Genomic DNA, 24,676 nt, shown 5'->3' on the forward strand with positions numbered 1-24,676 from the left:
GAGTCGCCAACAACACCTCAACCGCAAAACGCTCAAACAGGATCGTGAAGCGACTGCCTTTCTGGGCCCAGGGTACGTTCACCTGTTTCACTCCGTGCGTCGGGCAATCGACGCGCGGGATGCTCGCGTGAAGAATGGTCTTGAACTGGCAGCTATCCAGATGCCGCCACTGACGCTCGGCCGTGTGGTCGTAACAAGGCAATGACTGATCGCACTCGGGGCAACAAAACTTCGTGCCTCCAGGATGCTCAACGAAGACATCGACCTGCTGTTGCTCAAGACTCAACGACACCTCAGAAACGGTCCAAGGACTCTTCAGCCCAAGAATCTGCTGATACAATTCCCGATCCTGCACCGCCGCACTCCCAGAAATCATGCAAATATATCAAACCCACAGAATTTCCGGATGGACCGGTTTTTGCGCCCTGTATTCGGAGAAAGTGTTCGAACGCTTTGCAAATGACGAGGTTCTCAGAATTCAGCATCTGCTTGAGGGGAGGGACTCGCTCGCAAACGTCTTTTCCGAAGATGAGATGCGACAGATTGAGAACATGATCTGCTGATTGCAGGGGCCCAGTGCTCTAAAGCTCGAACGCGTCTGAGACGATTGAGACTTCGCGGCATCGAAGTAGAATCGTGCCCGTATTGCGGGATACTCTCTTCCCTGCGGCTCCTCGGCAAGACAACTTCATTGAGGCAACATCATGCGAACGACAACGATTCTGGCTCTGATGGCACTCGGCGGGCTGACCACGGCCCAAGCGAATGACGGGCCACCCGTCCGCGTCACCGTGGACAACTTCAAACGCGCAGAAACCGACAACTATCTTGTCAAATTCTCGAAGGATGGCGGCTTCGGCAAGTTCAGTCACGAACGCGGCCTTGCACCGATCGACAAGCAGACGGTGATTCGCCTTAACCGGGACACGCTCTACTCGTTTGGCGTATTTGATCTGGAGGCGGGGCCGGTGACCGTCACGCTCCCGGACGCGGGAAAGCGATACATGGCGATTCAGGTCATCAACCAGGACCACTACTCGACCGACGTGATCTACAAACCCGGCACGCACATCTTCACAAAAGAGAAGGTCGGCACGCGGTATGTCGCACTCGCGGTCCGCACATTCGTGAACCCCAGTGACGCGGCGGACCTGAAAACGGTTCACGCGTTGCAAGACGGGTTGAAGGCCGAGCAGAAGCACTCTGGCAGCTTACAGGTACCGAACTGGGACCAAGTGTCGCTGACAAATGTCCGCAACGCACTCTTGGCGCTGGCGGCGGCGAACGGGGGAATCGATTCCAGCCGTATGTTCGGCCGCAAGAACGAAGTTGATGAGGTCCAACATCTGATCGGTACAGCCGCAGGTTGGGGAGGCAATCCGCAGTACGCGGCGATGTACGCAGGCAGCGAGCCGAAGCAGAACGACGGGAAAGTCGCTTACTCGCTCACAGTGAGAGACGTGCCGGTGGACGGCTTCTGGTCCGTCAGTGTCTACAACAAGGAGGGATTCTTCGAAAAGAATGCGAAGAACGCGTACACGTTCAACGACATCACCGCCAAACCCAACGCAGACGGATCAGTAACAATCCACTTCGGCGGCGACGAGAACGCATCGAACTACCTGCCCATCATGCCAGGCTGGAACTATACAGTCCGGATGTACCGCCCGCGCAACGCGATCCTCGACGGCACCTGGAAGTTTCCGGAAGCCCAACCAGCGAAATAGGGAAAGCGAAAACGTGTCCGGAACGAATGGCGGTCATTGGTTCCCTGACACCCTTTTTTCCCTAGTACTTGCAAAGCTGTAGTGGTTGTGCGTGGACACGATACGGAGCCTCTCTGATCTCGTCGCGAATCATGAGTGGAAGCGGCAGCACTACTACGTGTTTCATTTAACAGAATACTGGAGCATCACATTTATTGCAGGACGACGAGGCGGCTGATGCCGCTTATCATCTTTGGAACGTTGCTGTACTTGTGTTATTACAGATATCTTGACACGCTGGTAAGCGGTGTTGGGGTTAAAGATTACAACAGCGCTAGAAACCTGTTCTTGCTGGGTGCGACTCTCGGGTTTGACAGGGAGGGCCGAGTTGTGGGAGTCGAGTTCGAGGCGAATGAGGATGGGAAACTGCCTTCAGATGTCGGAGATACCGTTCTTCGTTATCTTCTTCCTCTAGATCGCTTGAGGCGCCTTTCGCTCGAACCCATGACTTTAACTCAAGATGGATGTCGTCGACTTGCATCACTGACCAAGTTGATATCGTTGCGACTCGCGGTCCCAAACGACGAAGCTTTGAGCGATCTGGCGGCGCTGACAGAATTGGGGGACCTGAGCGTAGAGGGCAATATCTGCGGCAGAGGATTTCATCGATTTCCAGAAACCTCGGAGCTTCATTCGTTACGAATTGCCTCTGCCAAGAACATTTCCGACGAAATACGTTCGATAAACACCTTCCGGGGCATTCGGCGGCTGGTGTTTAGTTACACCCCGATTACGGATAATCATCTTCGCGCACTGCGACCGACGGTAGCTCGACTCTTTGGTTTCGAGGCATACGGCTCTGAGATAACTGATGATGGTGTCAGGGAGTTTCAGGATTTGCCCGAGTTGGAGAGACTCTCGCTTGTTGGAGCCCATATCACAGACACTGGCGTGATGGCGATGCGGCAACTGCCGAAACTGCGAGAACTTACTCTCGTTGATAATGAACTCACAGACAACTGTATAAAACATTTAAAGCAATTCTCCCAGCTTCGTCATGTCTCACTATGTAAAACGAAGGTATCAGTACAAGGGGGAGTTCGTTTGAAGCAGGCTTTGCCTGATGTCGAACTTCTGAAGTCGTATATGATACGGTAATATACCATGTACGTGTGACGGCGTTTGGAACCCGTTCACAGCCCGGGGATTGGCTCCGATCAGATTGAAACCTGCCATGACATCGTGAGCGCCAAGGTGCCTGTCCCCCTCTCTTCGGGCTGTGAACGATTACCGGCGTTTGGAGTGACGAAAAGGTGGCAGGAACGAATATCCATTAATGGTTCCTGACACGAATGGCACTGCCGCGATTGTTGTTGTCATCGTCCGCGCAGAACGACAGGACCCGCGCGCGGTGCATGCGTTGTCGTGGTGTGTGAGTTTTGGATTGAAGGCGAAAATCGGGAATTCGACTTGGTTGTGAGACCATTTTGTCCTAATATTTCGCTTTATGTGAGACCTTTCTTGGGCGTTGCCGGCAAGCTTGGACCAAGGAAGGCCTCATGTCTTTTACATGGACTGCTCGCAGCGCGGATAGATCAATTGATTTAGTGATGCGTTCGCTATTGCAGCGTGACGGCTTGCCATTTGCCGATGCCCTGAGTGTTGAACAGATTGAGCAGGCCTTCGAAGACGAAGGCGTGTCGTTCAACGACGCTGAATCGAATCACGAGACGGCCGCCTCTGCAGACGACGTTGGACTCGTCTATACCAGGGGAGTGACGTTGTGGGCGATGTTGTCGCAAGCGTTGTTTGGCGGCGTCCAACGATCTTGCCGGGCCGCAGTCCAGCGGGTTGCGGTCTATCACGCGCTGCTGGGGCATGACGTCTCGTCGACCAATACCGGCGCTTACAGCCGTGCCCGTGCGAAGGTACCGGAAGGCGTCGTCCAACGTCTGACCGAAAGCGTCGCGGAACGATGTGAGGCAGCGATCCCTGAGGAGTGGCGGTGGAAAGGCTTTCGAGCCCTGGTCGTGGATGGCACGACCCATTCCATGCCGGACACCGAGGAAAACCAGGCGGAGTATCCGCAGTCCAGCATGCAAGCCGAAGGGCTCGGCTTTCCGATCCTGCGTGCGGTCGCTTTGACCTCACTGGCCACGGGGATGGTGCTTGGCCACACGACGGGGCCCTATCAAGGCAAAGAGTCCGGCGAGACGGCACTCTTTCGCCCCCTGTTCCACAAGCTTCGAAAGGGAGACTTGGTCTTGGCCGATCGGTATTACGGGGGTTGGTTCATGCTGGCGCTTCTCCAGGAACTCGGAATCGAGGTCGTCACGCGATGACATCAACTTCGGCAGGCGGACTTCGAGCAAGGGAAGAAACTCGGCAAGAAAGATCACCTCACGACGTGGGCCAAGCCCGCGAAACCCGAGTGGCTTGATCAAGAGTCGTACGATTGTCTTCCGGCACAACTTGAGGTGCGCGAAATTGAAGTGACGGTCAACGTCCCGGGATTCCGCAGCCAGTCGTTAATCGTGGTCACGTCTCTGCGTGATGACAACGCGTATCCTCGCGAGGAAATCGCCGCACTCTACCGTCGAAGATGGATTGTGGAGCTCGAACTGCGCGATATCAAGATCACGATGGGCCTGGGTATCCTTCGAAGAAAAACCCCCGCTGCCGTCAGGCAAGAACTCTGGACGGGGCTCTTGGCCTATAACCTCATCCGTCAATCGATGCTGCAATCGGCGCTCGCGAGCGAATGCCGACCGAACCAATTGAGCTTCGCCGCGTCGCTACAGATGATCACGAACACGTGGGTCTTGGCTGCCGTCCCCCCCTTGATCAGAATCGAGGATCGTGAACGCCTGATTGCGTTGCGAATCCTCAACGGGTATTGCCACCGCGTCGCGAATCGTCCCAATCGGATTGAACCACGCGCCGTCAAACGACGTCCCGCCCCGATCGCACTTCTGACCGAACTGCGAGAAATTGCGCGAAAGAAACTGATCGCGAAACACCAGGCGTCATGACGCTCTGGATGACGTTCAACACCGCATCCTGAAGGAGTCGATTCTTTACAACGTCACGAAAATGACGCCGCACGAGAAAACGTCCTGGGAGGTTCCGACGCTCGCGATGACTGCGGCGAGTGTCTAGATCGTGGATCGTCGCGCCCCAACACAACGCCCCTTCGATCACGAACTCAATCGCACGCTCAAGCCAACCGCCGACACGAGACGGATCGATTCACACCATGCGCCAGTTGACGTAACTTCTTAGCGGGTATGCGGCAGTGCCATTCAGTCCAGACCCCTTTGATTTGCCCGACCTTTTTCAGCGTGACCGATGGAGGATTGTAGGGTATGCTAGATTGTCGAACTGCGGTAGGCTCATGATGTGATTTGGCGATCGAATTCCTTTTGCGTATCAAAACGATGCCCGCATACACCACCATTTCATGGGAATTCGCGAAACGTGACCGCGAAGGGCTCGTCTCTCGGTTTTACGCAGCGTTGATTGACGAAAGTATCTCATTTGATGGAGTCTTTCCTTGGGGCTGCGATGAAAAGATGCCATTCGAAGAAATTGTTTCCTGGAATCAAATGAAACTCGACGGTGATTTCACCATCGGATTCACACAGGACGTATCGCACGATTATCGCCAAATCTTGATGCGAGTAATGCCATTTTCTGAGTGCCGCATTTTCCTTGTGAATTCAAAAGCCAACATTAAATTCAACTGTATTGTTCCCGAAGACGAGATTACAGTTGAGAATTGCGAACCATTATTGCAGGGGTGTCTTCGGACTTGGTTCCACCTTCCGGTTTTGGCAATCGAGACGTATGGCGAAATCGGTGCCAATGTCGGCTCCATGAGAATCAGCTCCGGGCAACCGCCATCTGCTTCGCTGTTTGCGATAGTCGATCGTGAATGTCATACATATGAAAGTTACCCAGAATTCGATCGAACACTTTTGGGGAGAGGATGCCTCTTAAGGCGAAAGGGTTCATCGATAGGCGATCACTAATTGTGAGCGTACCGAAAGACGAACATTTTTTGGCAACAACAGGCTGACGAAAACGGTAATGAGATTGGATCTCTGTGATTGCAGTCGTACGATCCGGTTGCAGAAAATCAAGTCTTTATGCCTTTTTTGAAGCACTGCTTGAACTGAGATGGTGGAACCCGCTGGTCGAACGCAAACGTCAGTATGTCGATGGGAAGCTGCACTTTACTAGAGAGCATTTCATAACCGCCTCATTGTAATGAGCACGCAGGCAAGATGAATCCATCCCGTAAATCGAGCCAGTGTGGTTTCGTAGCGGACGACAGTACGACGGAAATTATGGAACCAGCTATGGGTTCGCTCGACTACGAATCGTCGGCGATATCTGCGACAGGCACGCCCGTCTTGAGTGGGCGGCTTCTTACGGCTTTTACGATGCGGGCAAACCAACTCGATGCCGCGTTCGTTCAGTAATCGATTGCGAAGTGGATCACTATCCGCCGCACGGTCATAGATGAGATGTTCGGGGACTTGATGTGGAATCTGAAGCCGATCCAGCGTTGGCTCGATCAACTTCACTTCGTTGTGATTGGCACTGGTCAGATGGACGGCGAGAGGAGTTCCGTTCGAATCGACAACATCGACAACCTTGGTTCCCTTGCCACATTTCGTTTTGCCAACTCCGTCTCCCCCCTTTTGGCTCGTGCGAACCAAGCGTCCGCCGCAGCCTCCGACCAATCGATTTTGCCACACTCCTGCAATTCGTGCAGGAGTTCGAACCAAAGTCCTTCGAAGATGCCCATTCGAGTCCATTCATCGAAGCGCCGCCAACAAGTGCTCGGGGATGGAAAGCACTTTGGTAACTTTGACCACTGGCAACCTGTAATAAGTACATACAAGATTCCCTCCAAACACGCGCGTGACGAGTGGAAAGGGCGCCCACCGCGAGGTTGCTCCTCGGGGGCGGGAATCAGGTGCGCGATGCGATCCCATTGTGCGTCAGTGAGATACGTATATCCGGCGAGATCAATCTTGCGTGTGACTGGCATGAGCGAAACTCCTTTCGCTCTGAATGGTACGCAGTTTCCTTGCCAATACGCGTTATGAAATGCTCTCTAGATACTTGTCAAACAACAATTAGCGGCTCTTACATTGAATTTAAAGCACTTAAAATATCTTTAGAAACTGGAGTATTTTCCTTTGTCAACACCTCTTGCAGAGTCGTCGGCCCGTCCGTAAGCGTACAGGAAATAGCAGTGTTCTTACTTGCCCCGGCGCTCAATAAGAATCGAACCATCTTTGGTTGCTGCATTAATGCCGCATGAATTAAAGGCGTCCTTTCTCCATCAACCAATGTACGCATCTCAATATTAGCGCCGTGAGACAGAAGTATTTGAGCAGCGTCAATACAACCCGCACCTGCCGCACGGTGTAGTGGCGATCCGTCCATTCCATACACATTAGGATCCGCACCGTAGTCAAGCAGACTCGCGAGAATCGCCAGCGCACGATCACGTTCCCTCAAGGTGCTTGAACCTGAAACGTGATCAACTGCCTGATGAAGAAGGGAAGATCCGTCTTTAGAGGGTACCGAAGGTCTCTCCCCAATTGAGAGCAGCATTCTTACGGCTTCCAGATCCGTTGCCCCAATTGCAAGCCTTAATAAGCTGTCATCAGCGTCGCTAGGCTGTTCATACCACGGCGAAGTCAATATCTCCTCGCGCAAAGATTCAACATCCTCGTGCAACTTATAGCCACCCCATATCTGATCAACAATTGACCACACAGTAAAACCGATCGATATTTAAATGACACAAATTTCGCAAAGCGAACAAGAACTCGACGCAACACTTGTGCGACTAGATTGCATTTACGCACCATCACTCAATGCTGGACAATATACAGGTATGAACACAGACCTAGTAGCGACCTCAGCACTACGAATCACAACAGTGGTACTAACAACGACTACAGTAGTTATCATACCACACACATAAGCCGCTCTACTTGGGTAACCTACCCGAATCGGCGCCGGAACTGGAAGCCTGATTGGAACCGGGAGCGGGTCTGGAAATTTTCGATATTTGTCGCCGCGACACTTTTTTACAAGAAGTGCCCAGCACTTGGCGATCCCCACATTTGCTTGTTCGAGCATTGAAATATGATTATTGTACGCCTTAGGATTATTTATCTTTAAGTTATGCTGATCCTCCGCAAGTTCCGCAGCACGCACAACTGCATGAGTTATCCACAACTGAAGCTTCGCAGCCAAGAGCCCGCAATTGTCCTCTTTTTCACAAGCAACGGTCCCATGAGTATGGTCCTTGTAATCAGGATCGCCCTTTTTCTTTACTGGGGGCCGCTTATAATCCCATGGCCGGCATCCCTCTAGGCCCAGCGGGTCAACCGCCGATACTGGATTGCTAGAGACATATTCATATAGGGCGAGTCCCTCCGAATAACCAATCGGATCGCGTTGGCACCAAGTGCCACAGGTGGAATTATAGACGCGATTTCGCACCATGGAAAGCTGCGTTCCGCCGTCGTAGCGGTAGCCGCCAAAGAGCGTTTCCCAGTCGAAACTGCTTCCGGAGCGAGCACCGAAGCTTCCCGTTAGAAATGTTGGATTTCCGTAGCTGGAGTATGTAAATCGCTCTTGCGGGACACCCGACGTATCGACGACGGCCGTGACATTGAAGTTCGCATCCTGGAGTGCGTAGAGTCTTTCAGAGCCTCGATCACGTAGGATCAGGTCGTCGATGTATCGGCTACCCCACACGAATTGTCGGTCCGCGGTTGTCGCAGTCCCAACTCGCTCTTCGACACAACGCCAGTCATCCGTAAAGTAGGAATGGCGCGTTTCCGAGAGCGTGCCACTCGTGTAACTCTGGATGACCGTTCGGAAATTCCGTCCGTCGTACTGGTTTTGCTGGACAATTTGGCCCGTTGGCGCATCCACCAATTTGACGAGGCGGTTCCAGGCGTCATAAGTCGCGGTATAGCCTGTCGCCGGTGCTGCTGGCTTTGGAATGGTCGTCATGTTTCCGACGGCGTCGTAGGCCGGAGTCGCCCAGGTCGCTCCAACGGACGCGGCGATCGCCGTCATCTCATTCGCGGCATTCACTGTTCTTGTTTGATTGAGATTCGTCGCGCCTGCGGCTTTGGTGACGTAATTCGGCCAATTCCCGAGCGCGTCCAGCGTGAATGCCTCTTCTGTAGCTGGTGTGCCAGAAATCGTCGAACCAGATAGCGTCCCCACTTTCGTGGTGCTCAGTCGATGGAGGCCGTCGTAGGTGTAGGCCTCGTCCTTCGTGTTCGTGGCGTAAATTGACGAGTCGATGTCCTTGAAAACTCGACGGCTTGCGTAGTCGTAGCCGTAACGAAATCGATCGGCATCCGCAGTTGTTCCGGATCCCTTCCAATAGTGGTCGACCACACGACCGAATCGGTCACGCCCGGCGTAGGTACCGGCCGTGCCTTGGAAATAATCCAGCTTCAGCGAGGGCTCGGGCAGCGTCACAGATGCGAGCGTAGAACCTGCACCATTGTAGTCATACTGCGCGAAGATCGTTCCAAGAGTGTTGGTCTCTGAGATCGTGCGAACCTGATTCAGGACATCATAGGGATTCCCCGCAGGGCCAAAGTCATGATAGATAATCCGCCCGTTGGGATAGGTGATCCATTGCCGACGATACTGTTTATTGTAGACAGAACCCGCTGTGTTATTGTTGTTGACGTACTGCACTTTGGGGGTCGTGGATGTATTGACGGCACCGCTGTGCGACTGGTACGTCACCGCGATCTGATCCATCTCGTCCAGAGTGAACTGCACCTCATTGACGATCGTACCTGCCCCCGCGGCGTTCGCGTAACTGGTGAGCTTCTGGAGACGACGCAAATTGTCGTACGTTCGACCAATCGAACGGACGCTTCCGTCGACCCCCGAACCCAAGGTCGAGACGGACTGCATTGACGGAAGTCGAGTAGTCGCATACGAATACCCAATCACCGTACCGCGCTGATCCGTTCGCTGATTAAGACTCCCATCGACGTTGTAGGCCAATTTGACTTGATCGCTGCCGGACGACGTCGTATCAGAGGAGTCTGGATAGATGGAATTCGTCGTTCGATCAGCGCTGACCGCATCTTCATACAGATAGGTTGTGACCTGATTATCTGCCAGATTTCCGTCCGCATTGGGGTCCATCGCGATCAATTGCTTGAGGCGATTGGGGCCGTCATAAATCCATTTTGTGACCTGGTCCTTGGACGGATCGGTTGAGTCGCCAGTTCCGGATTCTGTCGACGCATTGAAATTGCTGAAATTGGCCGCGAGATATGTGATGCGTCCCAGTCGATCGGAAAAACGCTTATTCGTGATTCCAGCGGGATCGATCTCACTTTCGGTGAGACCCGAATCTGCGTTGTAGATCATCCGCGAAACGAGCGAGGTATTGCTTGAGGTCGTCGGTTCCGTGGACGGTCGACTCGGCTTCGACGCAGACTTCCACTGTCCCGCTCCTGCCGCCGTGTCGCCGGACCCAAAATCCGCTGATGTGGTCAACCGGCCCACCGAGTCAAACCATTGAAACACCGTCTGACGAACGTAATCGTTGTTGTTCGTCAGATTAATACCTTTTGACGAGCCAGCCAGATCGTCGTGATTGTCTTCGAAGTGATTGGCTTCAGTCGTGTTTCCGTTAGCATCGAGAGTTTCGTGGTCGAGTGTTAGAACCCCAGAATCCCCACCGCTCATCGATCCCAAAGACGGTTTCGGAATCGGGGCGTTGTAGTTAAAGGCGCCTGATGTGAATGGAGTTGATTTCAGGGCGATGACGGTTCGATGCTGGTAGGCACGCCCCGCGCCGTCGTAGGCGATTTCCGTCCCCTTGGCGTACTCGATCCCGGTGGCGACGAGTTGATCATTTCGGTCAAAGTAGTTTCTGCGAGAGAGATGATTGGTCCCAACTCCCGTCGATGCAATAATTTTAAATTTCTTCGCTTGAAAGACTCGGCCAAGGTCGTCGTAGAGCGTATCGACTTGAGTTCGACGATTGGCCGAAGTCGATGCGGCATACGCGCTGTATCCGTCACCCGTTAACACAGTGGACCAGGTCGGAGCTGCATCGAACAACGCGGCCGTCGTCGTTCTTCCAAGCCAATCGACGTCTTTGACCGGATAGGGGCCGATCGGCGTTTCCGTAGAACTGCTGACGTAGAATGGTTCGATGCCGCGCAGATCCCCTCGATACGTCCTGTAGTAATTGGCGCCCGTGTAATCCGAGCTTCCCGTGCCGAAAAACTTCCGCCCCTTCGTGACGTGCCCATCCCCCACCCCGCCTCCGTCATAGACGACCTGGCTTCTGGTGCGGAGAGTCGGATAGGCGTTGTAGCTGTCCGTCATATCGTGGCTGTTTGCGGATGAATCACCGCTCACGCCGGTATTGACTTGCGTGACACGATCCAGAGCGTCGTAGACAAGTTGCGTAACCTGCTCGACGCGATTGCTAGAGGTTGAGCCCTTGATCACGTCAATGCCATACTGCAATCGCCCCAGTGAGTCGTACTGGACAATGCTCCGGTAGAAATCGGAACCCAACGTCCCGCTGCCTGAGGGCGGAATCGTCGCGTAGCTGTCGACCGAGGAAAGTCGACCGACCGCGTCATACGTTGTACGACTCCAGTTGACGTAGTCGCTCTGGGTGGGAGCTGTCGAAAACCCAGTCGGAACCCCAGACGACGTGGAAATTGTCGAAAATGGAATTCTCAGTCGACACCGATCTGTCACCTGACCGCCAGCATTATATTGTGTCACACGGATCGGAAGATCACATTTACTGGATGTACTGTTCCAGTACGGGAACTGAATCGTTTGAGAATTCGAATAGGCTGCGAAGTGTGTCGCTCCACTGACATCCGTGATTTGTGTCGACCGCCCCTGCGCGTCGTAGTACCGCTTTTGGGTCAGGGCCAGCGGAGGCGGCAACGAACCACTCCGTGTTGGCATGTTCGCATCCGCGCCTCCGAACGTGACGGGATCCCAGTTTCCCGCAGATCCGCTCGTGATCTCACTTCCGGGGCTTGCCGGATTTACGTCGATCGCGGAATACGCCAATCGGCCCGTCTTCGGGTTGTAACTGTAGTAGTCGATATAGCCTTCACCGTCCTGGGTCCATCGCAAGCGGCCAAGATTGTCGAAATAGTCGCTCGTCGTTGTGGCGACACCCGAGCCATTTTGTGACGTCGAGACCGTGGGCCAGGTCGTCGTCCGCGTCTTCATCTGTTGATGTGCGGTATCGTAAAACGTGTAGCTATAAGCCCGCAGCTTTCCACTGGATCGGGAAGTTGTCTGGGTCGGGTAGGCGTAGCTGGCAGTGATCAGATAAGGATTGGTCGCGTCACCATAGTCCTTGGCCGCAACATAATATCGGGTCCCTGCCGATCCATTCTGCACGAAGGAATCGGTGCGTTGGAAATTCGAATTGTATGAGTGAGTGCTAATCAGTCCGGAATTCGAATTGAGCGTACTGGTATCATTCGCCCAACTGGTGCCATCGTACGGATGCAGGAACGTTCTCAGGTTGGCCGCAGTTGTGATCCCCGTGTGCGCGCTGGGATATCGATGCGCGCCCGTCAAGTACGAGGAACTGGTGGAGCTGTCCGTCATGGTCCAGGATTCACACCAGTACTTCGGTGAGCTGATGGGATTCTGAATGAATGCCTTCCGCAGTAGTCGGCCAGTGAACTCAAGTCCGTAAACAGTACGTGAAATCGCGACGCCATTAGAATCTTGTGTGTCTTCAATGACGATGTGATTCACGCCATTCGCGCCACCCTGGCTGACCCGAGAGGTATAAAAGTATTTCTTCGTCAACGAACCGGTGGAATTGCAAGATCCGCAACCGCGAGTGGTTTCGCTCGCAACGCAATTGTATTCATTGGATTCGCCGCCTCCGTAGGTGGCGTTCAGGTCTTCACCAGCTGCAAAGGGGGTGTTGATAGAAGATGTGGACACACTGCTGCTGTAGTACGTGAAGCTTCGATCGGCGAACGAATTGACCTTGGGTGTCCCTGAGAGATCCGACAGCGTCATGACGCCTTCTGGCGCGCTGAGCGACAGAGTCGACATCATCCGTTGGATGTCGGCATGTTCGGGCAAATCAAAGGGGTCAGGACTCAATGTTGGTGTTTTGGTCGTCGATTTCTGGAAAGTGGATTCTCTGTCGACCTGGATTTTTGAGTGTCGAGGCCAAGCCCAGTCGTGCAGCGGTCTATTTGATCCATTCGAGTGATCTGTGTGGGTTGACTTTCTGAGCGGATTTGCGGATGGCAGAAAGTTCTTGCTCCGCAAAAGGCTCGTTGACTCGATTGACGCAATTGGGGGACCGGGGGATTGGCCACGCCGACAGCAATGGCGGACCGGGGTCAGTCGGTTGCGTCCATCGCCAAAGTGCCCCCCCATCTCGAGTCTTCCGCTTGCTTAACAAGCCCGGCTCGAACGGCATTGCGCTCGACGTAACGGCAAACAGCCAGAAAATGCGCATCATCCTGAATTGGAAAGCTTTTAAATCGTGCCTGGTAAACATGCCCTTCACCCGAGGTGTGGTAATGAGCCCGGTAACGCATCGTGTGCGTCGCGGTGATCCAGCGCATGACCCGACTTAGCTCACCATCAGCGTTCGGGCGCAAGGCAAGATGCCAATGATTGGGCATTAGCTGGAAGCAAAAGAGTGTCACATCATAAAAAGCTAACCCTTCCGCAAGAACTCGCTCAAATGCGGCAATGTCCTCGGGCTTATGGAAAATCTCCTGCCGTCCATTGCCTCGGTTCAAGGTATGGTACAATCCGCCGGCTTCATCGGCTCGTGGTGGTTGTGTCATGCAGGACAAGATCACATCCCGCCTAACAGGATTCAATGAGTCCTGACCCCTTTGATTTTCCTGATTTGCCCGACCTTTTTCAGCGTGACCGATGGAGGATTGTAGGGTATGCTAGATTGTCGAACTGCGGTAGGCTCCTGATGTGATTTGGCGATCGAATTCCTTTTGCGTATCAAAACGATGCCCGCATACACCACCATTTCATGGGAATTCGCGAAACGTGACCGCGAAGGGCTCGTCTCTCGGTTTTACGCAGCGTTGATTGACGAAAGTATCTCATTTGATGGAGTCTTTCCTTGGGGCTGCGATGAAAAGATGCCATTCGAAGAAATTGTTTCCTGGAATCAAATGAAACTCGACGGTGATTTCACCATCGGATTCACACAGGACGTATCGCACGATTATCGCCAAATCTTGATGCGAGTAATGCCATTTTCTGAGTGCCGCATTTTCCTTGTGAATTCAAAAGCCAACATTGAATTCAACTGTATTGTTCCCGAAGACGAGATTACAGTTGAGAATTGCGAACCATTATTGAAGGGGTGTCTTCGGACTTGGTTCCACCTTCCGGTATTGGCAATCGAGACGTATGGCGAAATCGGTGCCAATGTCGGCTCCAAGAGAATCAGTTCCGGGCAACCGCCATCTGCTTCGCTGTTTGCGATAGTCGATCGTGAATGTCATACATATGAAAGTGACCCAGAATTCGATCAAACACTTTTGGGGAGAGGATGTCTCTTAAGGCGAAAGGGTTCATCGATAGGCGATCACTAATTGTGAGCGTGCCGAAAGACGAACATTTTTTTGGCAACAACAGGCTGACGAAAGCGGTAATGAGATTGGATCTCTGTGATTGCAGCCGTACGATCCGGTTGCAGAAAATCAAGTCTTTATGCCTTTTTTGAAGTACTGCTTGAACTGAGATGGTGGAACCCGCTGGTCGAACGCAAACGTCAATATGTCGATGGGACGCTGCACTTTACTAAACACGAGCGAAGTGCGTTGATAGCTCAAAGCCGAGGTGACAGGATCCAAACTCTTACTTTGGCGATGTCAGACGCGAGCGTACTTCGATCACGCGCATTTTCGGCGAAACGGCCCTAGATGGGTGACGAAAAGGTGTCAGGAACCAATATCCATTAATGGTTCCTGACACCTTTTGCAGTCCTTCCTTTAGGCTTTACTCTCTCCGGTTAAAATCTGGGCATGGAGAACTCCATGCCTCGCCAAATTCTTCGCGTGCATGTGAGTAATGACGCCGGTTCATGAAGCTAACTCGTTCTAGTTGCATATCCAAAAGAGGCCGCAAATCTCCATCTAGGATCTTTGTCGAGCCGTAAAACCACACTGCTTTCAGCTCCGACAATGCACAAAGTGGCTGCAGGGACGCAATACCGCCGCAATCTGGAAGGCCGAGCCTCCGTAATTTATGTAGCTTGGATATTTCTCCTATCGACTTAATTAGCCGGCATCTGTTGATAACCAGCTCCTCGAGTTCTGTTAAGGCTTCAAGACCACGCAAGGATGTCAGACGTTTTAAATTACCTAAACGCAGGTAATATAGAGACTTTAGGGTGCGCAATCCTTCAATATTCTCAACTGAAGCGCTCAAGAGATCTAAGCTTTTAAGTTTTGTCAACTGCCCCAATTTTAACGCATCTTTTCCTGTATAATTGTCCAGAAACAATTTCTTCAATGAAACGCAATCAAAAAGCGAAGACGCTTTTTCTCGCCATTCCAATGAACATGTCTCAAGTTCTGGAAATTCCGAAAACCTGATTTCCGACTTACAGTATGTTAAAACTCCAAGTTTCTTTAACGAGTGCAATACGTGAATGGGCTCTACTGATTCAATCCTCATATCAAGAATGCTAAACGCCAGTAACTGGGGTAGTCGCGATAAAAACGCAAGATCTGACCCACACCACCCATTTCCATGATTCAATTCCAGTTCAGCAATATTTGCATTAACAAGTTCACCAAGCATAGTTGGAGACCACATAGACGTGATCGCCGCTTTCACGCCATAAACCCCATCACTAAACTCGATTGTACCCATTCTGCCCTCTCGCTATTGTAGTAGTAAATCAGGGAAGTGGAAAAGGTGTCAGGAACCGTTTATGGTCAAATCACGGTAGATTTCGACTACAGGGCATTTCATAACTGCCTCATTGTAATGAGAGCGCTGGCGAGATGAATCCAACCGGCAAATCGGTCCAATGTGGTTTCGTATCGAATCACGGTGCGGCGAAAATTGTGAAACCAACTATGGGTTCGCTCCACGACATACCGATGGCGGTATCGCCGACACGCGCGACCGTCTTGCGTCGGAGGCTTCTTACGACTCTTGCGATGAGGACACACCAATTCGATCCCGCGTTCCTCGCTCAATCGCTGGCGCAAGGGATCGCTGTCGGCGGCTCGATCATGAATCAGATGTTCAGGAACCTTATTGGGAATCTGCAATCGATCGAGGGTGGGTTCGATCAACTTGACCTCGTCGTGATTTGCTGCGGTCACATGGATGGCAAGGGGTATCCCCCGCGAGTCCACGATGTCAACGACCTTGGTACCTTTGCCACACTTGGTATTGCCGACTCCGTCGCCCCCTTTTTCGCCCGTGCGAACCAAGCGTCCGCCGCAGCTTCCGTCCAATCGATGTCATCGCGTTTATCGAGTTCGCTCAGGAGCTCGAACCAGAGTCCATCGAAAATCCCCATTCGTGTCCATTCGTCGAATCGCCGCCAGCAGGTGCTGGGCGAGGGAAAGCTTTTGGTAACCTTGACCATTGGCAGCCTGTAATAAGTACATACGAACTTCCTTCCAGGCAGGCTCGCGAACTGTGAAACGGTCGTCCGCCGTGCGGATGGTCCGCAGGTTCCGGAAAGAAATGAGAAATGCGATCCCATTGTGCGTCCGAGAGATACGTGTAACCAGTCAACTCGATCTTCCGTGTGTCAGCCATGGGCGAAATTCCTTTCGCTCAGACTGGTACGCAGTTTCCTTGCCAATCGCTGTTATGAAATGTGCTCTAGTAAATTCAAGCTTGTCTGAGGCAGCTCTTGCGACGGTTCGGGCTTCAAATGAACCTCTTGCGATCTGGCTGACACACGGTCTCTGGGACCCAGGAACCATCGATCTACAATAGGTGTGCGAGCATTCGTTTCAACTCTAACACAACCGACAATTCAAGACCGTTGCTAGATACTAGAAACCGTTTTCAATTTCGCAGCTCTTTTTCGATCTGTGTCGCCGCACGCTTGGGCCTTTGATTTCAGAACAAGTCTGATCCTCGCATTTACCCTGTGTTCCCTGTGATCTCATGCATCGGATCGACTTCGCTTTACCGCACCAACAATCAGTCCGCCGACTATGAACATTACTCCGCAATAACAAATCCATAGGCCACAGGTAGCAAGAACCAACCGATCTCGACAACTCGATACTCCACCCCCGAGAGCCCCCCAAATACCTCCCGAAGAAGCTATTACGGCTCCGATTTCGGCCATGCTCATATTTAATGGCCGATTCAGCATACACATACATACGTGTATCCAATATGTCGCAGTCAGCACAACAAATACATAAGCGATCCACGATGCGCCATCTCCGACGAACAACGATGAAATGGTAATCGAAGCAGTACAGAGCACACAAAGCACAATGGCGCGAAAGGTGAGGTTTAGAAGCGCAGGAGGCACAATCAACAGCACAAAGAGCGCGCTCATGCTTAATATGTTTATATTCGTTAAACATGCAGTAGCAGTCGCATGTGTTATCACGAGCCAAACCAACACACTAGTCAGAAGGACGGCTCTACTAGCCGTAGTGTTTGCGGTAATTACCACAATTAACATTCCGCAGATTGTCTTGTTTCTAGTCAGTGCGACCTGAGTCGCATTCTTTTTTGCGCAATTGCAATATACTTGTGCCTCCTCACCAAAAACTGTGGGTGAGTTCTGGTTCTGGCAGCTTTCCAAGTTGATGATACAAAGCGATCTCGATCGCTTCATAGACTCGGAAGCCATAAGCTTTTTTAGTAGTCAGTTTCGCCTTATTGTTGAATCCCTCTACGACACCTGTGGAAATCGCTCCTCGCGCTCGGAACCAGTTCAGAATTAGGTTGCGATGGTTTCGCAGCATGCGAGCGACCCGCTTCATCGATTCCAGGCGAGACCGCATCGTTCGAACGCACCATTCGTCGAGAAACTTCCCAGCCCACCCTGCCGAAGCGTATTCCCAGAACCGCTGAAACTCCTCTCTCAACAAGTGCGATCTCACCGAACGCAAATTGTATTTCATCAGTTCCGCCAGCTTCACGACTTGCTTTGGAGGGAGATTCGCAGGGCGTTTCAACAGGCACCAACGTGAATGTTTCAGAACGGGCTCGTATCCATCGCGTTTCAATTGCCGGGCTTCGTTCGCTCGCACTTCATCCAGGGCCTTGTTGAAGTGCACCATCAGATGAAACCGATCCAGCACATGCACCGCATTGTTGGCCTGTTCAGCGATCACTTTCAGGTACGGTTTCCACATGTCACTGCACACAAATTGAATGCCCTGCCTCACATCGTCCGGCAAAATCCGGAATAACTTCGTCAAGCTGACTTCCGTTCGCTCGCGTCCAATCCACAACAGACGTTTGCAGCCTTCGCCACAGAGTCAAAAGGTGTCAGGAACCAAACCGAGGATAAGGCACCTGACACCTTTTGTATTCCCCCGCTCTGCGGCTCTCAAGTGGTCTTGCCGAGGGTTTTCTATTGCGATGTTTTCTTAATGAGTCCCGCAGCCGAAAGTTTTGCCACACCATTGACAACGAGCGCAAGGCCTATAAATGGAGACATTAAATATGGCCCCCAGAATATATATGGACAACGCATCAATTCGCCAATCAACATGAGGGTCGCATTTAATGGATAGAAGTATCCAGCGTTGGGATTCACAAGCATTGCAGCGTACAAAGTGCTCTCGTATAAGACGTACGCCCCCAAACACACACGCGACATCCCAGATCGGCAGCAGAATGCTTGCCTATGATTATCAATCCCTGAAGATTCATTCACATTAAGTACACTTACGTTAAAACGATGTAAGATTGCGTACACAGGTGCACATTGATTTCTTGACCTTAATCACGAAAGCGTTCGATAATAGTGAAGAAACGACAACAAATGTAATGACGGCATTTGTTTGTCGCATGCGCACCGGATTATAGATTGATATTGTGTTCTTGTCAAATAACATCGACAATAGTGGTGGGGTAATCGATCGTTAGATGTCGGAAATATCAGCGCGCAAATTGTCCAATCTGAATTCATCGCGGCCATGGAACTCTCATTATCTTTTGGGGCTTCTTATATTACTACAGTTGTGCTTTGCCTCTTGGGTGGATCGTGGCCGCGTGCACGATAATAGCAGAGTTGTGCAGAGCGTTGATGCCGTCGAGGCCAGACTGACCACTTCAGAACATTTCGTTGCTCAGGCAGGTTAATGAGCAAAAGTCGTTCGATGAAGTGCCAAATCTCTGGCACAGTCAAGGGAATCAGGCGGACCTCTTTTTGGGGGAAGCCAACTTATGAACTTTCGCCCGTACAACCGTCAGTGCTGCTGGCCTGCTGGTGGATTCAGCACCAGTTGTAGTGAGAGCCAGGTTTGTAATGAGGACTTGTGTTCCTGGAGCGGAGAGTAAAAAGGTGTCAGGAACCAAATCGCGAATAAGTTGCCTGACACCTTTTGCATTCCCTCCCAGGGTAAGTACATTGACCTTGCCCCAGACGGCAAGATTGTTTCGTTCGGATGCCAATAGATGGTGAGGAGAAATATGGATGGTATTGCTCGTATTACAAGAATTGTGGCCTTGTTGGATATCTGGGTAGATGGGCAACTGTTTCCATTCCCTAAAATGAAGGTGAAAGTTGTCGAGGAATCGGAGGGCAGCTATTTATCCTTAATGAACGTGCATCGACGAGATAGGTTTTCAGGCGAAACTGATTATCTTTCGGGGTTCTCCAATACGATTGACGGGGCGGTTGCCGACTTGTTAACAAGTTTTGTTTCAGGCGTTCGTGAACATATGCCGGATGGAGGCTTGACCGAAAATGATTTTGAATGGTCCGCCCCTGAAGACTTTTAGAGGCAGTTTCAAAGCCTGGAAATCGATAGTTATTTTCAAGCAAATGCAGGAGTTTAGTCACCCCCTTGGCGATCTGCGACGTTTGCAGGGCACGGTTTCTTTAAGCTGTTATTCTGGGCATCGAGAGGTGGAAAAGGTGTCAGGAACCGTTTATGGTCAAATCACGGAAGATTTCGACTAGGCTTTGCCTGATTTCGCTTTCGTAAGATTCGCCGAGTTGATGTCGATGAAAGCTCATTGTCGTATTTTTGTGGTGCTCGCTCGTGATGCCGAGGTCGGGGTTATCTTGCGTCGGGGCCATCAAAATGAGTTCAGATCATCAGGTGGGACACTCGACAGGATACGTTCGAGGAAGGGGCATGGTTTCACGGGCGGATCGACGAGCACGCATGTGACGTTTCTCCGGATGGACAATTGTTCGTTTATTTTGCAGCCAAACATGGTCGCGATGATGAATACGACCATGCTTGAACGGCGGTTAGCGGCCTGTTGAAGTAAGGGGGACAGGCACCTTGGCATTCACGATGTCATGGCGTTTTTGAGTGTGGTCGGAGCCAGTCCCCGTTACTTCAACAGGCTGTCAGTCGACCACCATGGCTTTACGCATTGACTCTTTAGCCAAGCCCGTACGGTGCATGGCCTGGCGGTGGCCGCTTTTCCGGCAATTCGGAACTGAACCTTCTCTCACGATATCCCCTGGAGCCGCATTCGGGACATCGACCGCCGCGGCAGCTCGTGGTCCATCAACATGACTGGAGCAAATTTCCATACGAATCCAAAAGCGAGATCGAAGGGGCCGACTGGTATGGTCGAGATCAATCGCATCGAATCGTTTATGCGCACGATGGAAAACTATTCCGCAGGGTGAATTCGACGGACGAAGTGCTGATCGATCTCAATGATCGACAGCCGAACCCGCTGCCAGCTCCCGCTTGGGCTCAGCAATTTCCTCGTTAAATGGCTCTCCAGAAATTTGCGCCATGGAAAATGTGCCTGAATCTTTTCCCTGGTCCGCCGGGAACCGGCTCATTTCTCGGCGGTTGACAGGCCGTTGAAGCGAGGGGGACAGGCACCTCGGCATTCACGATTTCATGGCGTTTTTGAGTCTGGTCGGAGCCAGTCCCCGTTACTTCAGCAGGCGGTTAAGAGCCTGCTGAAACAGAACAATGGAACCGTCGCCTTTTCATAGTCGGAACACTCCATCGGGGTCCGGGGCAAATGGAATCACTTCCACTACCGCGGCCCAGGGAAGTTCGCCGTAGATGTGCGGAAACAATTCTGTTCCGCCTTCGAGATTCTCATCCACAACGCGCGCGGCCAGAGCCGAAGAGTCCACCTTCAATAACACTAAATTTGACTTTCCGCGAAAGATGCGGTTAGCAACGCCGGCGACCTGCGTCACGTACGAGCAGTGGATGAATCCATCCTTCTCATACTCGGTGGGCGTGTAAATCCCCACGGCTTTCGCATCAGTCGCCTGCTTCTGAGTCGTGATGTGATACAGGATTGGCATTTCAATTCACCTTGACTCGGAACGTAACTGTTCACAGATCGGGGACGGGCTCCGGGTTACCCGTTCACAGCCCGAAGAGAGGGGTGCAGGCACATTTTCCCGGTTCAATGGGAATCCACAGTAAATCGACGAAGGTATGCCTTCCTTCTACCGCGGGAAAATGAGCCAGTCCCCGGGCTGTGAACGGTTACGCTCGATTGTCGTATTTTCTGACCAGACTTTACTCGGCTCGATCTTGCACGGTTTCACTCAACGGGGCGTCGGATTCGTCGAGGGTGAGTTTTCGGCCTTTGCCGACGAGGGTTCCGAACACGTAGTAGAGGCCGGGGATGAGAATGACTCCGAGTGTGGTGCCCAGCAGCATTCCCCCCACTGCCGTCGTGCCGATGGTGCGATTCCCAATGGCGCCCGGACCTGTCGCGCGGACCAGGGGAATCAGGCCGACGATGAAGGCGAACGACGTCATCAGGATCGGACGGAACCGCAAACGGGCGCCGGCGATCGCAGCGTCTTTGACGCTCTCGCCTTCGTTGCGTCGCTGCACGGCGAACTCGACGATCAGAATGGCGTTTTTGCCCAGCAGGCCGACCAGCATCACGAGTCCAATCTGGGCATAGACATCGTTTGAAAGGTCCATCATGCGCAGAAAGAGAAATGACCCAAAGATGCCGACGGGTAATGAAAAGATCACGGCCAAAGGCAGGATGAAGCTCTCGTATTGTCCAGCCAGAACCAGGTAGACGAAGACGACGACGATCAAAAAGATGTAAATTGCCAGATTGCCCTTGGATTCTTCGTCATAGGACAAGCCTTCCCAGCCGAGGTCGAAGCCTTGGGGCAGCGTTCGCTCTGCCACCTCTTTGATGGCTCGAATCGCTTCGCCGCTGCTGAAGCCAGAGGCGGGTGCACATTGAATCGCAGCCGAGGGGTACAGGTTGTAGCGGCTGATCTCGTTCATACCCTGGGTCGGCTGAAGCTGCATGAACGACGAATAGGGAACCATCTCGCCGTCTTCATTCTTGACGAACAAATCCTGGAAGTCGGACGGGTAACGTCGAAACTCGGGCTTAGCTTGAACAAAGACCTTATAGAATTGGCCAAAGCGGACGAAGCCTTGTTCCCAGGTACTTCCAATCACGATCGACAGGTTGTCCATCGCTTTGCCGATCGAAACCCCTTTTTGCATCGCGGCGTCATTATCAATGATCAGCTCATACTGCGGATAATTGCTGGCGAAGAACGTGAACAGGCCTTTCACCTCGTTTCGTTTCTGCAGCTCGCTCATGAACTTCGCCGTCACTTCTCCGAGTCGCTGATATTCTCCCGTGTTCGTCTGGTCGAGCACACGGACCGAGACGCCCCCGGCCGCTCCGAACCCGGGTACCGCAGGCGGCTCGTAGAATTCCAGTTTGACGTCTGCGATTTTGGTCGATTCGCGTTCGAGTTGCTCGATGATTTGTTTCGCCGTCAATTTGCGTTGAGACCACGGTTTCAGATTGATCAGGCATGTGCCTGCATTCGAGCCTCGGCCTTCTGTCAGCACTTCATAACCTGCCAACGACGAGACCGAGATCACGCTATCGATGGACTTGGCGAGCTCTTTCAGTTCGTGGGCTTTTGAATTGGTGAATTCCAGCGTCGAGCCGGGAGGCGTTTGAATGATTCCATAGATCATTCCCTGATCCTCGATCGGGATGAATCCGCTCGGCAGACGTGTATTCACGAGATAGATGCCCACCCCAAAACTCGTGATCAAGATCATGGTCAGCATGCGTCGCGTGACAATCTGCGAGAGCAGTGCGGCGTATCGACCAGTGATCTTCTCCAACGCGATATTGAACAAATGTAAGAGCCGCCCCAATGGTCCACGTTTTTCAACGTTCTTGTGTGGTTTCAAAATCATGGAACAGAGGACCGGAGTGAGCGTCAGCGCCACGACTCCAGAGAGCACAATCGACGTCGCCATCGTGATCCCGAACTGCCGGTAGAAGGTTCCCACCGGTCCTGTCATGAACGTCACTGGTATGAAAACCGCCGTCATGACGAGCGTAATAGCAATGATCGCGCCACTGATTTCGGTCACGACTTCTCGAGTGGCCAGATAGGGCGTCAGGCCCTTTTCATGCATCTTCGCGTGAACGGCTTCGACAACGACAATCGCGTCGTCAACAACCACCCCGATCGCCAGAATCAGGGCAAAGAGTGTGATCAGGTTAATCGAGAGGCCAAACAATTGCAGGAAGAAGAAGGTTCCGATCAACGACACCGGAACGGCGAGTGTGGGAATCAGGGTGGATCGCCAGTCTCCAAGGAAAATGAAGACCACCAGCGAGACCAGCAGGAACGCCTCAAACAGCGTATGCAGCACCTGTTCGATCGATGCGTCCAGGAAGCTCGAGACGTCATAGCTGATCTCAAATGTCATCCCAGGCGGGAACGATGCCTTTTTGATTTTCTCGAGCTTTTTCTTGACGTTTTCGATGACGACGGACGCATTCGTGTCAGGCAATTGCTTCAGCACGATCGCGGCCGAGGGATGGCCGTCGATATCTGAATAGATGTCGTAGTACGACGGCCCCAGTTCAATGTCCGCCACATCTCTCAGGCGCAGCACTTCTCCCTTGGGATTCGCACGGATGATGATATCTTCGTACTGATCTGGCTTGTTGTACCGCCCGACCCAGGTCAAGACATACTCGATCGATTGCGAGGTCTTCCCGGTTGCCTGGCCAAGCCTTCCAGGCGAGCCGATCATACTTTGCTGCGCCAGCGTCTGCATAATTTCTTCGGCCGAGACGTCGTACGCACGCATTCGGTCGAGGTCCAGCCAAACCCGCATGGCATATTGGCGATTGCCCAGGATACGAGCACTGCCGACACCTTGAACGCGTTTGATCTCGGGTAACAAGTTCGCGTAGGTGTAGTTGTAGATGAAGTTTTGCGTGTGCTGCTTGTTCGTACTGTTCACGTTCACATACATCAACATGCTTTTCATCGCCTGCATGACGATGATGCCTTCGCGTTCGACGATGGGCGGAAGATTATTCCGGACCGTCAGCACTCGATTCTGAACGTTCACGACCGCGGCGTTGGTATCCGTCCCAGGTTCAAAGACGACTGTGATCGTTCCTTCGCCGGCGCTGGTCGCATCGGAAATCATGTACCGCATGTTCGGTACGCCGTTAATCGATTGCTCCAGAATCACCAGCACGGAATCGACCAAAACCAGCGCACTTGCACCAGGATAAGAGACGGTCACGACGACGCTTGTGGGGGCGACCGAAGGGAACTGCGCAATCGGCAGTGTCTGAATGGAAAGCCCCCCAAGGAACAGGATGATGATCGAAATCACGATCGCCAGTGTGGGTCGATGGAGGAATTGCACGAACATGATTTCAGAGTGACTCGATTTCGTTTTCGGAATACCGCACAG

The 24,676-nt window shown here is 52.4% G+C and carries 16 protein-coding genes and 4 pseudogenes; 7 read left to right on the forward strand and 13 right to left on the reverse strand.

Annotation, left to right across the window (positions count from 1 at the left end; genetic code table 11):
• Window positions 1–376, reverse strand: a 376-nt coding sequence (locus OSO_RS51995; RefSeq protein WP_010584083.1) for a transposase family protein, incomplete at its 3' end; no start/stop codon positions are given.
• A 328-nt stretch (window positions 377–704) separates the two neighbouring features.
• Between OSO_RS51995 and OSO_RS0115060 the strand changes: the two genes are divergently transcribed.
• From OSO_RS0115060 to OSO_RS0115080, 4 genes and pseudogenes are all read left to right on the forward strand, one after another.
• Complete coding sequence (locus OSO_RS0115060; RefSeq protein ID WP_010584085.1) at window positions 705–1,727, forward strand: DUF1214 domain-containing protein; 1,023 nt, start codon at window positions 705–707, stop codon at window positions 1,725–1,727.
• A gap of 216 nt (window positions 1,728–1,943) precedes the next feature.
• The gene (locus OSO_RS0115065) at window positions 1,944–2,864 is read left to right on the forward strand and encodes a leucine-rich repeat domain-containing protein (protein WP_010584086.1); all 921 of its coding nucleotides are present in this window, start codon (window positions 1,944–1,946) and stop codon (window positions 2,862–2,864) included.
• Window positions 2,865–3,496: 632 nt separating this feature from the next.
• Window positions 3,497–4,738 (forward strand): annotated as a pseudogene (locus tag OSO_RS43600) (IS4 family transposase).
• Between the two features lie 372 nt (window positions 4,739–5,110).
• A complete protein-coding gene (locus OSO_RS0115080) occupies window positions 5,111–5,737 on the forward strand; it encodes a hypothetical protein (protein WP_010584087.1) in 627 nt (208 codons plus the stop codon).
• Between the two features lie 219 nt (window positions 5,738–5,956).
• Here the strand turns inward: OSO_RS0115080 and OSO_RS49865 are convergent, their stop codons facing one another.
• The 5 genes and pseudogenes from OSO_RS49865 to OSO_RS52795 all read right to left on the reverse strand — a co-directional run bounded on the left by OSO_RS49865 (window position 5,957) and on the right by OSO_RS52795 (window position 13,597).
• Window positions 5,957–6,469: an IS5 family transposase gene (locus tag OSO_RS49865; RefSeq protein WP_237729285.1), complete on the reverse strand. Its 513-nt coding sequence runs from the start codon at window positions 6,467–6,469 to the stop codon at window positions 5,957–5,959.
• 41 nt (window positions 6,470–6,510) lie between these two features.
• Window positions 6,511–6,765, reverse strand: a pseudogene (locus OSO_RS52605) (transposase); the annotation flags it as partial.
• Window positions 6,766–6,863: 98 nt separating this feature from the next.
• Window positions 6,864–7,502: an ankyrin repeat domain-containing protein gene (locus OSO_RS0115090; RefSeq protein WP_010584090.1), complete on the reverse strand. Its 639-nt coding sequence runs from the start codon at window positions 7,500–7,502 to the stop codon at window positions 6,864–6,866.
• An 84-nt stretch (window positions 7,503–7,586) separates the two neighbouring features.
• Window positions 7,587–12,896 carry an RHS repeat domain-containing protein gene (locus tag OSO_RS0115095; protein ID WP_010584091.1) on the reverse strand — a complete coding sequence of 1,770 codons (5,310 nt, stop codon included), beginning with the start codon at window positions 12,894–12,896 and terminating at the stop codon, window positions 7,587–7,589.
• Between the two features lie 245 nt (window positions 12,897–13,141).
• Window positions 13,142–13,597: a transposase gene (locus OSO_RS52795; protein ID WP_010584092.1), complete on the reverse strand. Its 456-nt coding sequence runs from the start codon at window positions 13,595–13,597 to the stop codon at window positions 13,142–13,144.
• A 147-nt stretch (window positions 13,598–13,744) separates the two neighbouring features.
• Here OSO_RS52795 and OSO_RS51330 point away from each other — a divergent pair, with 147 nt between their 5' ends.
• A complete protein-coding gene (locus OSO_RS51330) occupies window positions 13,745–14,371 on the forward strand; it encodes a hypothetical protein (RefSeq protein WP_010584093.1) in 627 nt (208 codons plus the stop codon).
• A gap of 406 nt (window positions 14,372–14,777) precedes the next feature.
• Here OSO_RS51330 and OSO_RS50810 read toward each other — a convergent pair whose 3' ends face one another.
• The 5 genes and pseudogenes from OSO_RS50810 to OSO_RS43615 form a co-directional block, all read right to left on the reverse strand.
• Complete coding sequence (locus OSO_RS50810; RefSeq protein ID WP_010584094.1) at window positions 14,778–15,656, reverse strand: leucine-rich repeat domain-containing protein; 879 nt, start codon at window positions 15,654–15,656, stop codon at window positions 14,778–14,780.
• A 98-nt stretch (window positions 15,657–15,754) separates the two neighbouring features.
• The gene (locus OSO_RS0115120; RefSeq protein WP_162130546.1) at window positions 15,755–16,252 is read right to left on the reverse strand and encodes an IS5 family transposase; all 498 of its coding nucleotides are present in this window, start codon (window positions 16,250–16,252) and stop codon (window positions 15,755–15,757) included.
• A gap of 15 nt (window positions 16,253–16,267) precedes the next feature.
• Window positions 16,268–16,408 (reverse strand): hypothetical protein, encoded by a 141-nt coding sequence (locus OSO_RS52005; protein ID WP_237729286.1) that lies wholly within the window; start codon window positions 16,406–16,408, stop codon window positions 16,268–16,270.
• A gap of 7 nt (window positions 16,409–16,415) precedes the next feature.
• Window positions 16,416–16,562, reverse strand: a pseudogene (locus OSO_RS52615) (hypothetical protein); the annotation flags it as partial.
• A 971-nt stretch (window positions 16,563–17,533) separates the two neighbouring features.
• Window positions 17,534–18,247, reverse strand: a pseudogene (locus OSO_RS43615) (ISL3 family transposase); the annotation flags it as partial.
• Window positions 18,248–19,418: 1,171 nt separating this feature from the next.
• Between OSO_RS43615 and OSO_RS0115145 the strand changes: the two are divergent.
• The gene (locus OSO_RS0115145; RefSeq protein ID WP_010584099.1) at window positions 19,419–19,730 is read left to right on the forward strand and encodes a hypothetical protein; all 312 of its coding nucleotides are present in this window, start codon (window positions 19,419–19,421) and stop codon (window positions 19,728–19,730) included.
• 735 nt (window positions 19,731–20,465) lie between these two features.
• The gene (locus OSO_RS0115155; RefSeq protein ID WP_010584100.1) at window positions 20,466–20,687 is read left to right on the forward strand and encodes a hypothetical protein; all 222 of its coding nucleotides are present in this window, start codon (window positions 20,466–20,468) and stop codon (window positions 20,685–20,687) included.
• Window positions 20,688–20,913: 226 nt separating this feature from the next.
• On the opposite strand, the gene OSO_RS0115160 is transcribed toward OSO_RS0115155, so the two are convergent.
• Window positions 20,914–21,243 (reverse strand): DUF952 domain-containing protein, encoded by a 330-nt coding sequence (locus OSO_RS0115160; protein WP_010584101.1) that lies wholly within the window; start codon window positions 21,241–21,243, stop codon window positions 20,914–20,916.
• Between the two features lie 220 nt (window positions 21,244–21,463).
• Window positions 21,464–24,634, reverse strand: coding sequence for an efflux RND transporter permease subunit (locus OSO_RS0115165; RefSeq protein ID WP_010584102.1), 3,171 nt, complete (start codon window positions 24,632–24,634; stop codon window positions 21,464–21,466).
• Between the last annotated feature and the right edge of the window lie 42 nt (window positions 24,635–24,676).

Origin of the sequence: Schlesneria paludicola DSM 18645, from assembly GCF_000255655.1 — a bacterium.
Lineage (GTDB): Bacteria > Planctomycetota > Planctomycetia > Planctomycetales > Planctomycetaceae > Schlesneria > Schlesneria paludicola.